Genomic DNA, 14,617 nt, shown 5'->3' with positions numbered 1-14,617 from the left:
AATTTAAGTAAAAGATGATGTAGATTATTGATTGAAACATATATATAGTATATTACTATATTTTACATATAAATCAAATTAAATATTTCCTTAATTTATTAATTTTATCTTAATTTATTAATTTTATCTTAATAATTAATTTAATCTCTAAACATCTTATATTTATTTTAAATATATGTTATAATATTGCATTGATAATAAAATATTAAGAAAGCATTAACTTTGCTTAGTATTTTTTAAACCAGGAGTGATTTTATGAAAAAGAGTTGTATTCCAAATGTTTTTACATTCATTAATTTATCGTGTGGCATAATATCTATTTTATACACATTTGAAAAAAATTATTTATTTGCTTGCTTCTTTATAATAATAGCAGCACTTGTAGATAGATATGATGGAAGAATAGCTAGATGGTTAAATGTTACAAGTGAGCTTGGAAAAGAATTAGATTCTCTAGCTGATTTAGTATCCTTTGGAGTAGCACCATCTATTCTTACATTTTTAATGTATGATTTAGAAAAAGTAGGTCCAGCTGGAATAATAGGCTTTGCTGTTTTATTAGCATTTCCTATATGTGGAGCTTTCAGATTGGCTAGATATAACACATCTTCTTTTGACGGTGTTTATACTGGAATTCCTATAACTATTGCAGGAAGCTTTATAGCCATATTTGTATTTTTTACATTAAACTATAAAATAACACCATGGATTCCAATTGTTCTTTTAATGCTTGGAGCTTATCTTATGGTTAGTACTTTCAAACTAAAAAAACTATAATAATGAAATTAAATCTAAAGCTATTTCAAATATATTTGAAATAGCTTTTTTAAAATAATTTATTCTTCATATTCCCTTTCTGAATTATCGAATTGTACTTCATAATCGATCTCTGTCAATATATTATCTTTATTTGTTTTTTCATCAACATATTGTTTTTTAATTTTACAATACTTTGTATAAGATGTACTACATTCGTCTAAAGTCTTAATTATTTCATCTATTATTTCACCTAAATCATCAGCTCTTTTCACAGCTTCTTTAACCTGACTTTTTTTAGCTTCTGATATATTATTTAGTTCATTTGCTCCTCCTACTAAAAGCCTATATGAGTTCACCATAGAACTAAGTAGATTTGTTAGGTTATTGATTTCATTATAATGAGATTTAATTAAATTTCTATATTGCAATTAATCACCTCTCTCTATTCTGTAAGGTAATATATGCTAAACTTATATATTATTTTTGTTTTTTTCTGCTTTCATTTCTATGGATTCACTTGAAAATTCATCATCTATTTTGTTATAAATTTCAGATGCATATTTAAATCTGTCTTCTACTTTTTGGTTATTTTGTTTACGTATAATATCATCATTTAAAGTATTTATGCTCTCTTTTAATATCCTTCTTGTTTGCTCTAGCACTTCATCTATTGCTCTACTTATATATTGATAGTCTTCTTCTTTGCACTTTAATGAAGCTAAATGCTCTTGGTACATTGCTTCAAATTCTCCCATATAGTAATTTATCAAGCTCTCTTTATCAACATCACTTAAAGGTTCTTTAATATCTGAAATTACCTTTTTATATTCACCATATATTTTTCTAAATCTATTTGCATATTCATTTGCCTTCTTTAATTCTTCTTCCTTACTTTCCTTTTCACAACTTTCTTCAAGAGCAACAATATATATCATGAATGCTTTCATATAGCTTGCTATCTTTTCTTCCATGATTTTATCTTCTATGTTTTGAATTTCTTCTTCTATCCTTTCTTCTGTTTCATTTCCTTGATAATTTTCTACAGAGTATTCTTTGTCTGCTAATTTCCATCTATAGCTTTCAACTTGTTCTTCCTTTATTTCAATTTCAGTATCATAATCCATAGTATTAGATTCAAAATTATATCTAAACTCTTCATTAAACAATACAGGGACAAAAAATTCTTTTGGTATTGATATAAACACTATACTATCCTCCTTAATCATTGCTGATCTTATAATATGGTTTATAATAAGCTCTAGGATATTTACATAGTGGACATATTATTGGAGCCTCTTCACCTTCATGTACATACCCACAATTCATACATACCCACAATGATCCTTTTGGTCCCTTGAACATTGTTCCATCTTCAATCCTGTCATATAGAACTTTAAAAGTTTGAGCATGATTTTCTTCTGTTTCTGCTAATTCTTTATAAAAATCAGCTATTTCAGTGAATCCTTCTGTTCTCGCCTCTTCTTCGTATCTCTTGTAAATATCTTCGTATTCTGATCTTTCCCCTAAAATGCAATCTTCCAAATTGTTCTTTGTACATATTACCAAATTCAAGAACTTTCCATATACTTCTCTTGCATGAGCTAATTCATTATTTGCTATTTCATCGAATATTTCTCCTACCCATTGATAACCATCAAGTCTTGCTCTTTCAGCGTATAAATTGTATCTACTTCTTGCTCTTGATTCCCCTGCAAATGTCTTATATAAATTTTGTTCTGTTTTACTTCCCTTTAGTTCCATTCTTCTCTCCTAAAACTTTATACGCTTATATTTTATGCAATATATCATTTAAATGTGACCTTATGTAATATTTTGCGAAGCATTTTTCAGTTCACAAGGCACAGTGCATAGTTGTTTTTATTTTTTTAGATAACAGGGAACAGGTATTAGGTAACAAATGCTAAATGTAAACTTTAGATTTATTTTGCGAAGCAAGCTTCTTAGGTAAAAGGTAACAGTTAACAGTTAACAAACTCAATTATAGTCTGCTACGCTTAACTAAATTTTAATGTCCCTCACCAATTATTTTTTACCAATAACTTAATTTATTATTAATTTAAATTCTTAATATGAGTTGGCGAAGGTAAATAGACGGTGAAATAAGCATATAGCGAGAAACTAGAAGTATTTGGTGAAGGAAGAACTACTCTGCCTTAGTGTTGTTGGTTTGTCTGAGCGCAGCGAGTTTAACCAAAACTCTTGGCATAGTAGTTCTCCGAGCCTAGTACTTCTTTTCGTAGATATTTAGCTTATGAAACATATCTATTTATCGTAGCCTTTATATTTGCAATTTAAAACTTACTTTAATTAATAAATATTTTTCTGTCTTCATTACAAACTATTTCTACACTTTTACCTTCTTTTGTTTTTGTTATTAAAGTCACCTTATGCCCCCATAAGTCTTGAACATATTTTAGAGTTTCTTTTGCGTATGACATTTCAAGCTCACGCCCATCGAAAAAATGTTCTAATGTTAAGCTTAAATCCCTTTTATTTAAATCAGTAACTCTTATATATGGAATTGATGCAACACCACAAGTATCTGCTAAGTAATCTCTTATTTGCTTCCAACCAATTTCATCTGGTACTTCTTCAATTACGTAATCAAAACTTTTTTTAGCATATTGAAATAAATTAAGCTCTTCGCAAAGCTCTTGAGTTAAATACCTTCTCAAGAATGAACTATCTCGCTCTAATTTTCTAACCTCAAAAATCTTATCTCGTCCGTATCTTCTTTCAATATCTTGGAATACTTTAAACCCTATATAATACGGATTTAATCCTCCTATAATAGGTGCTACAACATCATTATGCCTTTTTAAAAATTCAAAATGCAGTCCTTCCTCAAGATCTAGTTCTTTTAATATATTATAATGCCAAAAGCTTGCCCATCCTTCATTCATTATTTTGGTCTCTATTTGTGGCATAAAGTATTTGGTTTCTCTTTTTACTATTCTTAATATATTTTTTTCCCATTCTTCTAAGGAGCTATATTTAATTATAAATCCAATAACATCATCAAATGGCTCTACCGGTATTTTAGATATATTGGGAAATGGAATATCCTTATTTTCCTCTAATATCCCTCTATTTTCTTTTTTTAAATAATAATCTTCAATTAAACTCTCTTTTATCTCTTCACTACTTAATTCTTTTATTCCAACAACTCTAGGTATTTGAAATTTAATTGCATGAGCTGCATCTAGTATTTTTTCAACTTTTTCATATCCTATACTTGGGTCGTTAATATATCCCCTAATTATTTCTGCATCTAGCTTAAACATCTCTAATGCACCTTTGGCATTAGTTCCTTCTACAAACATTCTATTATTTGCAAAGAAATCATTATGCCCATAAACATGTGCCATTGTTAGTATTTGTAGAAGTAACGTATTTTCTCTCATCAAATATGCAAGACAAGGATTTGAGTTTATTACCATTTCATAGGCTAATCCAGTCATATTTAATGAATATAAGGTTTTATTTTTATCATACGCTTTTCCATAACTCCAATGAGGATATTTAGAAGGCATACCAACATATGCCTCATATCCTAACATTTCATTAAACCCTATTATTTCAAATTCTTGCGGATAAAAATTTAGTCCAAATTCCCTTGCCTTTGCTTCAATAATTTCATTCCAAGCTTCTAAAGTACTCACATTGTATTCCATAGCTATTCCTCCTTTAGCTCTTTAGATAACATTATCTTCAATGCATCCCATAAATCCTTCTTTTCTTTTACTATTACAGAAACAAAATTTTTATAATTTATTTCTTTATTAAATCTATAGTACATTGTTGTAGAGTAAGTGGAAGGTAATAGCTCTGCATATCCAAACATATTGCTTACTTCACATAAATCTCTTACAGATTTCATAGCTCTTTCGTTATCCTCGCTCCAGTTATCCCCATCACTAGCATATATAGGATAAATATTCCACATTTCTGGTGGATATTTTTGTGCAATTAAATTTAAAGCTACATTAAGTCCACTTGAAATATAGGTTCCACCTGATTCTGCTTTATGGAAAAATTCATATTCATTTACTCTTTTTGCAACCGTTGTATGAGATATAAATTCAAAAGCTATATTATTATATTTTCTTCTTATAAACCTAGATAAAACAAAGAATAATGATCTCGCTAAATACTTTTTACTGCTATCCATAGATCCTGATACATCCATGATAAATATCATTACCGCATTACTTTCCTTTTTGGGTTTTTTCTTGACTTTGTAATACCTAAGGTCTTCTTCTCTAAAAGGAAATCTAGATATTTTAGTGTTTATTCCTTCTTCTAATAAGGCTCTCTTTTTTCCTTGCTTCCTTGCCATTTTTGCTATAACTGTCTTTTTCTTTGCAAGCCTTGGATTTATTCCATATCTTTGATATCCCCGCTTTCTCCCTGCACTTTCAGTTATTATTTCAGAGTATTTTTTCCTATCCAAATTAGGAAGTTCTAGGTCCTCTATAATATAATCCATAAGCTCTTCCATTGTTATTTCAGTTTCATAGACATCATCCCCTGGAGAATTTCCTGCTCCTTTATTCCCATTCTTTCCAGATCCCTGACTTCCATCTGAAATCTTATCTCCACGCCTCTCATTTCCGACTCCTGTGGCAACCCCCTTATTATTTCGCCCAAATACAAATTGATATTCTTTTATACCCCTAATTGGAATTTTAAACTTCTTATTTTTACTTTCCCCAATTATACTTTCCTCTGAAAGAATATCTCCCAAATTTTCCTTTATGGACTTTTCTACTAATTGCCTATGCCTTCTTCTATCTTCTATGGATCTATCATGCTCTAATGGGTTATCTGCACTGTCTCTAAAGATTGCCATTCTTATCAATCCTTCCACAAGTTGTTTGCAGCATATTTTAATATGACATCACAACAATGTAAGCAGTATCCATTATTTTGCATTTCCTCAACCATAGAGTTATATTTTTCAGCTTGTTCTGTATCTCTAACTCTAGATTTAGTTATTATTCTTGAAAGATCCTTAACAGATGCCATAAGTTTCTTTTCTATAGCTTCTTTTAAAGGTTCATAGGATGTATAGTCTATTTTGCTTCCATTTCTAATTAAATAGAACATATATGAAGTAACATCTGCTCTAAATCCCTTACATGAATTTTCTGAAACCCCAATTTGTTCTTCTATACTTCTCATAAATTCTTCATCTGGATTTAATTCTTCACCAGTAGATATATCCTTAATTTTACTCTTATTAACAAAGGCTTCTGCATTATCTATATAGTTATCAAATAAACTTTCAGCCTGTTCTCTAAAGGAATGAATAAATGCTTTTGTAATTTCCTTTTCAAGAATCTTGTTATATTCCTTTCTTATAGTATCTTGCATAAAGCCAAGATATTTTTTCTTATCTTCCGCTGCTATGTCCATTTCCTTAACTGATTTTATTATACTTTCCATTATACTTAATGGATTTATGCAGTTATGCTCTGAACTAGATAAAGCATTATCTATTGCTTTAATTATAAATCTTGTACTTATGCCCTTCATGCCTTCATATGACCCTGCTTCTTCTCTTAACTCATTTATATCAATTCTCTTAGTACCACCTTTTTCAACTATATCTTCACCATTATAAATTTTAAGCTTTGTTATTGGATCTATTTTAGCAGATGAAGACAACCTTGAAAGAATAGCAAACATAGCCGCAATTTCTATTGTATGTGGAGCTATATGGGCATTAAAATTACTCTTTTTTAATATTTTTTCATATATCTTTACTTCTTCATCAAGTTCTAAACAATATGGAACTTCTATTTTTACAATTCTATCTAAAATAGCTTCGTTTGTATGATCTGACTTGAATTTATTCCATTCAGCTTCATTTGAATGTGCAATTATAAGCCCATCAAAGTAAATCATAGAGCCTTTACCTGGTGATGGAATAGATTTTTCTTGTGTTGCTGTAATTATTGTATGAAGATATTCCACATCATTTTTAAATACCTCTATAAATTCAACTAACCCTCTATTTCCTACATTAAATGCTCCATTTAATGAAAATATTCTTGGGTCATCTTCTGAATACAAATCCATTTTAGAAATATCAATTGACCCTGTTAGTATTGATGTATCTTGATTATTAGGATCTACTGGTGGGACAACTCCAATTCCTTTTCTAGATCTAATAGAAAATCCCTTTCTTTCAACGGGGAACTTTTCATATTCTCCATTTAAATTATTAAGCAGCTTGTACTTACAAACTGGGCATAAATCACCTTCTATTTTTACACCTAATAATTCTTCAAATTTTGGTCTTAAATGCTTAGGTATCAAATGTAATGGTTCCTCATGCATTGGACATCCTTTTAATGAATATATAGGATCACAATCTACTAATGCTTTCTTTAAAGCTTCTACTAGAGATGACTTACCTGCTCCAACTGGACCAACTAAGTATAAAACTTGTCTAGATTCTTCAGCATTCATTGAAGCTGAGTGTAGATAATTCACAAGCTTCATTATAATTTTGTCAATACCAAAAAAATCATCCTTAAAGAAACCATATTTTCTTATAGATTCATTTCCATATATTTTCTTAACCTTAGGGTTTTCTTCTCCCTTTAGTACTTCTATTCCCTTGCTAACTACCATATCATAAATTCGCTTATGTGAAAGCTTAGCTATATCTGGGTTTTCTTTTATTATTTCTAAATAATCAAGGAATGTTCCTTCAAACTTTTCTTTATTTCTGCTTTCTCTATCACTTTTTATAAATTCTTCAAAGTTCATTTACTCCCCCCCTTTTACTAAAATATATTCATTGCCATACTTTATATATGACAAAATATTTTAGATGAATCTTTTTATTTAGATTTTCCAACTTAAATTTATTAATTTAAAATATATTATATAAAAATTATGAAAATGTGTTACCAAATAAATCTTTGAATAAAATTTTTATAAATTGAAATACTAAAAATACTAAAAACTTTATTATAAGATTTATTAATAAATAAACGATATTTTATATTTCAATTAATAATCTCCATAATTGCAAAATAAATTTATAGGAAAATTTTTTAATATAAAATATACATTATATTGATAATTTAATAATTATCAACCTTGATATAATAATAACAATTATTATTTAGTAACTTTTATTGATAAATTGATTATAATATAGTATAATAACATTAAAGAAAAAGAAGATTTAAAGGGGTGTTGTACATGGATGGATTAGCATGCATGCTAAATAAGAAATGTAGAAGAGAAAAATCAGAAGAAATAGTAAAAAATATGAATAATGAGCAAAAAACTTATGAAGAAATATATGCAAAACAAGAAACTAAATAATAATTTTAGTAAGTAATTAGTATTATACCTAAATCATAATAAATAATTTAAAGCTAAAAATATACACTATGAAATAAAATTCATAGTGTATATTTTTGTTCACCACTGATGTGCAGATTTTTTCTAATTTTTATTTTATCGCATTACATTTATATAAGCTTCTATACGCTTTGCCCCTCCTCCACTAGGTCCACTACCAATTACAGTATTATTATTAACTCTATATTTAAAATATCTATAACTATAAGATATATCTAGTGTATTAAAATCATAAAATTCCTTATCAAAACTTAATCCTTTAGACACTTCAAATACATATTCTCTTTCTTCATTAGGTGCAAAGAAAGAACTATAATTATATTTATCTCCTGGCATATAATTTAATAATGCTTTTCTTTCATCATTATCATACCCAGTAAATATTGGTGCTCCTTGAGAAACCCCAGTAAACTTCAAAGCTATATTATTAAAACTAGCATAATAATCACTATTGTTCTTTATACTTACTTTTATCTTATAAGCACCTTTATCCTCCTCTATTCCCCTATAACTTATTTCTTGCTCACCATAATCCAAATCTACAGAATCGTTATACAAAACTTTATCTCCTAAAATAAAGTTAAATCCTAAAATAAAAATAAAGCTAAAAAGAAAAATAATTATACTTACTTTTATAAACTTTTTATTCATTTTAATCTCCTCCTAAGCTAAATCTTTATTTTTATAAATTCTTAAGGAAATATAAAGAGATATTATAAATAGCGTTAATCCAATGACAAATAAAAGAATCAAATATACATTCATTGACATAATTTTATAATCATAATTTTTAAAATTAAAGATTTTATAAATTAAAGCCCCTATTTTTCTTGAAAAACTAATTAGTAATGTTTCTTTTCCTGTATTTATAAATTCATACGCATTAGTATTTTTATAAGTCATATACCCTATAAATATTATTATAATTGGTGCAACAATTCTCCCTATTTTATAACCATACTTTAATATAATAGGTATTATAATTGAAAAACTTAATAATATAGTTACCATGCTAACAGATATATCTTGAAAAACCATTACCCTTGCAGAATTTAGTATGTTTACTCCATATAATACATACATCATGATTAATGAGACAAAAAGTAGTATTAATGTTAATATATATTTTGAATAAACTATATCTTCTCTTTTATGGGCAAGACTTGCTATGAAACTTTCACTTTTATTTAAACTATCATAATAAAAGCTATTCATAACTACAATAAAGGTAATCATCATTGGAAGTAATGTTGGAAATATATATGAGAAAGTGGTTAATAAAAACAATCCTAATATAAATATAATGCTTGTAACTTTCAATGACTTAATCTTTAATCCAACTAATAAATCTTTTTGTATAAGCTTAAACATTATTCCCCCTCCTTTACATAGTGAAACATTACATCCTCTAAATTTGGAATACTTACATTGTCACTATCTAATCCTTTTCTATTTATAAATAAGCCTTCTGTATAATACTTTGTTTCTTTTATAGAAATAAAATTTAATTTGCTTTCTTCAAGTTCTTCCTTTGAACCTCTAAAAATTCTATATCTTTCTTTTATCCATTCCATATCTTGTGAGAAAATTAACTTTCCCTTGTTAATAAATGTTATATAATCTGCTATTCCATCTAAATCTGAAGTTATATGAGTAGAAATAATAACACTTCTTTTTCCATTTTCTATTTCTTGTTGAAGTAACTTTAATATATCTTTTCTTATAATAGGATCTAGTCCTGCTGTAGGTTCATCTAATATTAAAAGCTTTGCATCATGAGACAATGCATTAGCGATCATAAGCTTTATTGCTTCACCTTTTGAAAGTTCTCCAATATATAATTTTTTATGAATTCCAAATCGCCATAAATAAGAATCAAAAAGATTTGAATCAAACTTTGAATAAGCTTTACTGACTATTTTCTTAAAATCTTTAACACTTAAGTGAGAATAAAAATTTAAATTATCAAAAACAAATCCAATATTATCTTTAATATAAATTTCATCTTCAAAAATATCCTTACCAAATATTTTTATTTCCCCACTATCACTTTTAGTTAATCCAAGAAGCATTTTTATTAATGTTGTCTTTCCAGAACCATTAGGCCCAATTAACCCCATTATATAGCCTTCTTTTAATTCAAAAGAAATATCTTCTAGTTTAAATTTACCCCTAGTTTTATTTACATTCTCAACCCTAATCATACTATTCTCCTTCATATAACAAATCTATCATGCTATAAATATCTTTCTTTTCTAATTTTATTGCTCTTGCTATTTGCATAATTTCTTCTAACGTTTCTTCTATTTCCTTAAGTTTTTCTTCATAAATAAGTTCCTTATTAAAGTAAGATACATAACAACCCTTTCCCCCAACAGTTTCAATGAATCCTTGACTTTCAAGCTCTTCGTAAGCCCTTTTAGTTGTAATTACACTTATATTTAAATCCTTAGCTAGGGACCTTATAGAAGGTAATTTTTCATTTGGCTCTAATGTTCCATTTATAATCTCTTCTTTTATAGAATTAGCTATTTGTTCATATATAGGAAGCTTAGATGAATTACTAACTATTATTTTCATATTTCACCTCACATAACCGTATTTTCTGTATATGTATACTATATACAGTATATACATAAAAAGTCAATATTTTTTTACATTTATTACTAAATATATTTATTTGATATATAATTAATAAAAAAATTTTATATTAATTATTGTCAATCATATAGTAATTACTATTATTTAAAACTTAAAGGAAGTCACAAAATTAACGCAACTCCCTTTAAAATTATTATATACTCTTGTTTTATAAATTCTATAAGGTCTACCGCTTCATGAGTCTCCTATAAAATTAATAAAAATTCCCTACTCTAAAATTCGGTTTATCTGAATTTCCTCCTTAACTTTCACTATTAGCTATTTAACTAGCTTACTTTTATTTCACTATAATTCAACGAAGGTGAATTATCTCCTTAACTTTTCACTCTTTCATTTTTTCTCCATTCTTATATTCTTCTCCACCATTCCCATAGCCTTATAAAATCCTATTGCCTTTTCATTAAAACTCCAAACACCAAGTTCCAAACTTTCAGCTCCATTAAACTTTACTAAATCATAAGAATACTCAAATAACATTCTTCCAAATCCTTCTCTTCTATTTTTTTCATCTATACTAATTTCATCTATATAAGCAAAGAACTTATCTTGCAATAAATCTATATTTTTAATTTCTATATACCTTATTATTGTGTATCCTACTACTTTTTTATCTCTAGTTATTACTATAATTTCCACATTATCATCATTTAATAATTCTTTATAATATGATTTATAAATTGTCTTATTTACTTCTTTATATACATCGGGCCTATTTTTAATATGAAATGTGTGTAGTTCTTTTGAAATGTTACTTATATATTTATAATCTTCTAATTTAGCATGCCTTATTTCTACCCCAAGACAATCACCTCATAATATTTGTATTACGAATATTATAAGATTGTTACCTATTAAACATATAAATGAAAGTAACAATTTCAACTACACTTTCTTATAATAATTATAGAAATACTATATTAGGAGTGTATCAATGAATTTTAATGATGATGATTCAATCTTGTATCCAGATGATTCAAGATTACAACCTCCTCCCCCATTCGGAAATTTATTTCCAGGTTTTCCAGCAAGTAACTCTCCTTTTCCTAGTGGTAGCGCTTTAAATATAGGTCCTCCACCAAATTATACACCGAATAAAAATAGCCCTGAGGTAAAAAAACTTAATTCAGGAGCTAGTACTAAAAAAGATTCTAAGTCTAAAGATTCAAGCACAAAAGCTGTAAGTCCTGGTTCTATTAGTTTTTGCTTATTCAAATTTACTTATATTTGGGAGACTAATGGTAGAAATTATTGGGCATTCTTGCTAAATGTTGATCGTAAAACTGTTTCTGGTTTTAGATGGTTTAGAGGAACTTGGGTTTATTTTGGAGTCGATTTAAGAAGAATAGATTCATTTATTTGTTATCGAAATAACTCTACAAATGATTCTAAAATTGAACCTACTGAAAATTCTAACTCCTTTAGAAATACAAAAAAAGAATATTCATCTAATGGTGTAAGAAATATTTATACAAAAGTTTTAACATCTATAGAAGTTCCTGAAATAAGAGATGACTTCTTAATCAATTATTTAGGTGAAGTAGATGGAGAAGAAATAACCTCTAAGATTCCTTGTAGACAAACAAGAATAACTAATTATAGAATAGTTCTTCAATTAACATATCCTGAAGAATTTAATGAACAATTAATAGATAAAATAAATTTATGTGCAAATGATGCTGTTAAAGACGCCTCCAGGTACTTAGATGAATTTAGAGATAGTAAAAACTTTTTAACACCTTTAGAGATATTTAATTCTTCTACTAAACAAATAGGAAAATCTTTAAAAGTATTTTCTAGCAACTTTCAGCTAAAATTAAAAAAACTTAAACTTCCTAGAGAAATCGTTAAAGAAGTAGACTATACAATTCTTCAAGAAAAAATAGAAGAGCCTTGGAGAATACTTTAAATAACTCATAATAGATAACTTTATGTAGTAAATTAAGGGGTGCCTAGGCACCCCTTATTAAATAGACTATATTATTTAATTTGCAAATAGACTTTATAGTTATATGGTAAAAGTTCAATTTCTTTATCTATTAAAGTATAATTTTCTTCTATACAATCTTTAACTTTTATTCCTTTTATCTCTTCTGGAAATGCTATTTTCTTACTTATATTATTATTATTTAAAATTACATATAGAACTTCCTTTTCACATTGCTTTTTATATATTACAATATTGTTTTCCATTTCTATATTCATCCACTGAAAATTTTCTATTCTAAAGCTTTCATAAGTTTTACGCAATTGTATTAATTTTTTTATAAATAGAAATAGTTCCTTATTTTGCTTGGCTTCATCCCAAATCATTGGTTGTCTATTTTTATGCTCTCCACCTGACATACCAACTTCACTGCCATAATAAATACATGGAGAACCTGGATAAGTAAATAATAACAAGTATGCAAGCTTAGCAACCTCTACCTTTTCATTTACTATACTAAAAAATCGCTCTGTATCATGGCTATCTAGAAGATTAAAAAGATTTTTAGTTAAATGCTTTGGATATCCTACTAATAACTTACTTAGCTCAAATTTAAAGTCATTAGAGCTATATTTAATTTTAGCAGTATTATTTAAGCGAAAATAAGACCAAATAGGAATTGAAAACTCATAATTCATAACTGCATCAAATTGATCGCCTTTTAGCCAAGGATATGAATTATCCCAATTTTCACCTAATATATATACATCCGACTTTATTGACTTCAATCTTTTTCTAAGCTCTCTCCAAAAATCATGAGATACCTCATTTGAAACATCTAGTCTCCAACCATCTATATCATATTTTTCAACCCAATAACATGCAACATTTAAAAGATATTCTCTTGCAATAGGATTACTTGTATTCCACTTTGGCATAGATTGGGTATAAGCAAATGTATAATAATTTAACTCTTCTCTTTCTACTTCTTGTGGTACACCATTTTTCAAATTTCCATTTACTATAGGCTTATCTGGATTTAGTATATAAAAACAATCATAGTATTTAGATTTTTCTCCATTCCTTACTACATCTTGCCAATACGGATGAAAAAATCCACAATGATTAAATACTGCATCTAACATTACTTTAATTCCACGTTTATGGGCTTCTTTAACTAATTCACCAAAAATCTCATTATCACCTAACTCTTCATCAACTTTAAAATAGTCTGTGGTATCATACTTATGCTGACTAGGTGATTCAAATATAGGATTTAAATAGATTCCATTAAACCCAGCTTCATTAATGTAATCAAGTTTTTCTATAATTCCAATCAAATTTCCTTCTGTACTAGTATTTCCTCCATAAAAGCTTTTAGGAAATATTTGATACCAAATAGTATTAGATACCCAATCTGGGGCTATATATAAATCTTCTTCATTTATATATGGATAATTAAAGTAATTAAATAAATCATATAATTTACTTTTATCTTTTGTATAAGGAAGCCTATAATGGCTTCCTAATATATATTTTTCATCTTTATTTTCAATTATAAAACAGTATTTAATTCTCTTCCATTTTATATCGCTAATTTCTGCAAACCAACAATCATGATCCCTTGTAATTTGTTCCTTTACCATTTTAATTTTATATACTGAATCTATATCAAAATCATATACTCCACTTCCATCATTTCTTGGAATCCAATTAAATGGATCTACTGCTAAAAGTTCGACATTATCTACATCATTTTTGGCTGTTTTTATCCTTATATGAAGCTTGTCTTTACTATATGCATATGAAAAGGAACTTTTAGGTTCATGTATAATTGCTGCAAAATTCATAGTAATTCTCCTTTCA

The 14,617-nt window shown here is 27.4% G+C and carries 15 protein-coding genes; 3 read left to right on the top strand and 12 right to left on the bottom strand.

What is annotated here, in order from left to right:
- Positions 1–255 precede the first annotated feature (255 nt).
- Positions 256–777, top strand: coding sequence for a CDP-diacylglycerol--serine O-phosphatidyltransferase (gene pssA, locus ABDZ60_RS09300; RefSeq protein ID WP_047000294.1), 522 nt, complete (start codon positions 256–258; stop codon positions 775–777).
- Between the two features lie 59 nt (positions 778–836).
- Here pssA and ABDZ60_RS09295 read toward each other — a convergent pair whose 3' ends face one another.
- The 6 genes from ABDZ60_RS09295 to ABDZ60_RS09270 all read right to left on the bottom strand — a co-directional run bounded on the left by ABDZ60_RS09295 (position 837) and on the right by ABDZ60_RS09270 (position 7,560).
- Complete coding sequence (locus tag ABDZ60_RS09295) at positions 837–1,187, bottom strand: hypothetical protein (protein WP_047000293.1); 351 nt, start codon at positions 1,185–1,187, stop codon at positions 837–839.
- 42 nt (positions 1,188–1,229) lie between these two features.
- On the bottom strand, positions 1,230–1,964 hold the full coding sequence (locus ABDZ60_RS09290; RefSeq protein ID WP_343777694.1) for a hypothetical protein: 735 nt from the start codon (positions 1,962–1,964) through the stop codon (positions 1,230–1,232).
- A 13-nt stretch (positions 1,965–1,977) separates the two neighbouring features.
- Positions 1,978–2,520, bottom strand: a complete 543-nt coding sequence (locus ABDZ60_RS09285) for a rubrerythrin family protein (protein WP_047000292.1) — start codon at positions 2,518–2,520, stop codon at positions 1,978–1,980.
- 563 nt (positions 2,521–3,083) lie between these two features.
- Positions 3,084–4,454 (bottom strand): SpoVR family protein, encoded by a 1,371-nt coding sequence (locus ABDZ60_RS09280; protein WP_343777692.1) that lies wholly within the window; start codon positions 4,452–4,454, stop codon positions 3,084–3,086.
- A gap of 2 nt (positions 4,455–4,456) precedes the next feature.
- Positions 4,457–5,632, bottom strand: coding sequence for a sporulation protein YhbH (yhbH, locus tag ABDZ60_RS09275; protein WP_047000290.1), 1,176 nt, complete (start codon positions 5,630–5,632; stop codon positions 4,457–4,459).
- 5 nt (positions 5,633–5,637) lie between these two features.
- A complete protein-coding gene (locus ABDZ60_RS09270; protein ID WP_343777689.1) occupies positions 5,638–7,560 on the bottom strand; it encodes a PrkA family serine protein kinase in 1,923 nt (640 codons plus the stop codon).
- Positions 7,561–8,001: 441 nt separating this feature from the next.
- On the opposite strand from ABDZ60_RS09270, the gene ABDZ60_RS09265 reads away from it, so the two are divergent.
- A complete protein-coding gene (locus tag ABDZ60_RS09265; RefSeq protein ID WP_343777687.1) occupies positions 8,002–8,127 on the top strand; it encodes a hypothetical protein in 126 nt (41 codons plus the stop codon).
- Positions 8,128–8,262: 135 nt separating this feature from the next.
- On the opposite strand, the gene ABDZ60_RS09260 is transcribed toward ABDZ60_RS09265, so the two are convergent.
- The 5 genes from ABDZ60_RS09260 to ABDZ60_RS09240 all read right to left on the bottom strand — a co-directional run bounded on the left by ABDZ60_RS09260 (position 8,263) and on the right by ABDZ60_RS09240 (position 11,505).
- A complete protein-coding gene (locus ABDZ60_RS09260; protein WP_343777685.1) occupies positions 8,263–8,817 on the bottom strand; it encodes a hypothetical protein in 555 nt (184 codons plus the stop codon).
- Positions 8,818–8,829: 12 nt separating this feature from the next.
- The gene (locus ABDZ60_RS09255; RefSeq protein WP_343777683.1) at positions 8,830–9,537 is read right to left on the bottom strand and encodes an ABC-2 transporter permease; all 708 of its coding nucleotides are present in this window, start codon (positions 9,535–9,537) and stop codon (positions 8,830–8,832) included.
- Complete coding sequence (locus ABDZ60_RS09250; protein WP_343777681.1) at positions 9,537–10,370, bottom strand: ABC transporter ATP-binding protein; 834 nt, start codon at positions 10,368–10,370, stop codon at positions 9,537–9,539. Before ABDZ60_RS09250 ends, ABDZ60_RS09255 begins: the two co-directional genes overlap by 1 nt.
- 1 nt (position 10,371) lies before the next feature.
- Positions 10,372–10,746 (bottom strand): GntR family transcriptional regulator, encoded by a 375-nt coding sequence (locus ABDZ60_RS09245; protein WP_343777679.1) that lies wholly within the window; start codon positions 10,744–10,746, stop codon positions 10,372–10,374.
- Positions 10,747–11,157: 411 nt separating this feature from the next.
- Positions 11,158–11,505: a GNAT family N-acetyltransferase gene (locus tag ABDZ60_RS09240; protein ID WP_425544851.1), complete on the bottom strand. Its 348-nt coding sequence runs from the start codon at positions 11,503–11,505 to the stop codon at positions 11,158–11,160.
- A gap of 253 nt (positions 11,506–11,758) precedes the next feature.
- Between ABDZ60_RS09240 and ABDZ60_RS09235 the strand changes: the two genes are divergently transcribed.
- Entirely contained in the window at positions 11,759–12,733 is a 975-nt protein-coding gene (locus ABDZ60_RS09235; RefSeq protein WP_343777677.1) for a hypothetical protein, read from the top strand.
- Positions 12,734–12,804: 71 nt separating this feature from the next.
- Here the strand turns inward: ABDZ60_RS09235 and ABDZ60_RS09230 are convergent, their stop codons facing one another.
- Positions 12,805–14,601, bottom strand: coding sequence for a glycoside hydrolase family 13 protein (locus ABDZ60_RS09230; protein ID WP_343777675.1), 1,797 nt, complete (start codon positions 14,599–14,601; stop codon positions 12,805–12,807).
- Positions 14,602–14,617 lie beyond the last annotated feature (16 nt).

The sequence above is a fragment of the Clostridium sartagoforme genome (assembly GCF_039521405.1).
Classification (GTDB): domain Bacteria; phylum Bacillota; class Clostridia; order Clostridiales; family Clostridiaceae; genus Clostridium; species Clostridium sartagoforme.
Note: the sequence above shows the minus strand (reverse complement) of the source record. Positions and strands in the feature narration are given on the sequence as shown.

What these genes read in the sequence shown, in the direction of transcription:
- ABDZ60_RS09260 (WP_343777685.1), bottom strand. Translation starts at nt 8,817, where the DNA reads ATGAATAAAAAGTTTATAAAAGTAAGTATAATTATTTTTCTTTTTAGC.
- ABDZ60_RS09230 (WP_343777675.1), bottom strand. Translation starts at nt 14,601, where the DNA reads ATGAATTTTGCAGCAATTATACATGAACCTAAAAGTTCCTTTTCATAT.
- ABDZ60_RS09285 (WP_047000292.1), bottom strand. Translation starts at nt 2,520, where the DNA reads ATGGAACTAAAGGGAAGTAAAACAGAACAAAATTTATATAAGACATTT.
- ABDZ60_RS09235 (WP_343777677.1), top strand. Translation starts at nt 11,759, where the DNA reads ATGAATTTTAATGATGATGATTCAATCTTGTATCCAGATGATTCAAGA.
- ABDZ60_RS09265 (WP_343777687.1), top strand. Translation starts at nt 8,002, where the DNA reads ATGGATGGATTAGCATGCATGCTAAATAAGAAATGTAGAAGAGAAAAA.
- ABDZ60_RS09280 (WP_343777692.1), bottom strand. Translation starts at nt 4,454, where the DNA reads ATGGAATACAATGTGAGTACTTTAGAAGCTTGGAATGAAATTATTGAA.
- ABDZ60_RS09270 (WP_343777689.1), bottom strand. Translation starts at nt 7,560, where the DNA reads ATGAACTTTGAAGAATTTATAAAAAGTGATAGAGAAAGCAGAAATAAA.
- ABDZ60_RS09245 (WP_343777679.1), bottom strand. Translation starts at nt 10,746, where the DNA reads ATGAAAATAATAGTTAGTAATTCATCTAAGCTTCCTATATATGAACAA.
- yhbH (WP_047000290.1), bottom strand. Translation starts at nt 5,632, where the DNA reads ATGGCAATCTTTAGAGACAGTGCAGATAACCCATTAGAGCATGATAGA.
- ABDZ60_RS09255 (WP_343777683.1), bottom strand. Translation starts at nt 9,537, where the DNA reads ATGTTTAAGCTTATACAAAAAGATTTATTAGTTGGATTAAAGATTAAG.
- ABDZ60_RS09250 (WP_343777681.1), bottom strand. Translation starts at nt 10,370, where the DNA reads ATGATTAGGGTTGAGAATGTAAATAAAACTAGGGGTAAATTTAAACTA.
- pssA (WP_047000294.1), top strand. Translation starts at nt 256, where the DNA reads ATGAAAAAGAGTTGTATTCCAAATGTTTTTACATTCATTAATTTATCG.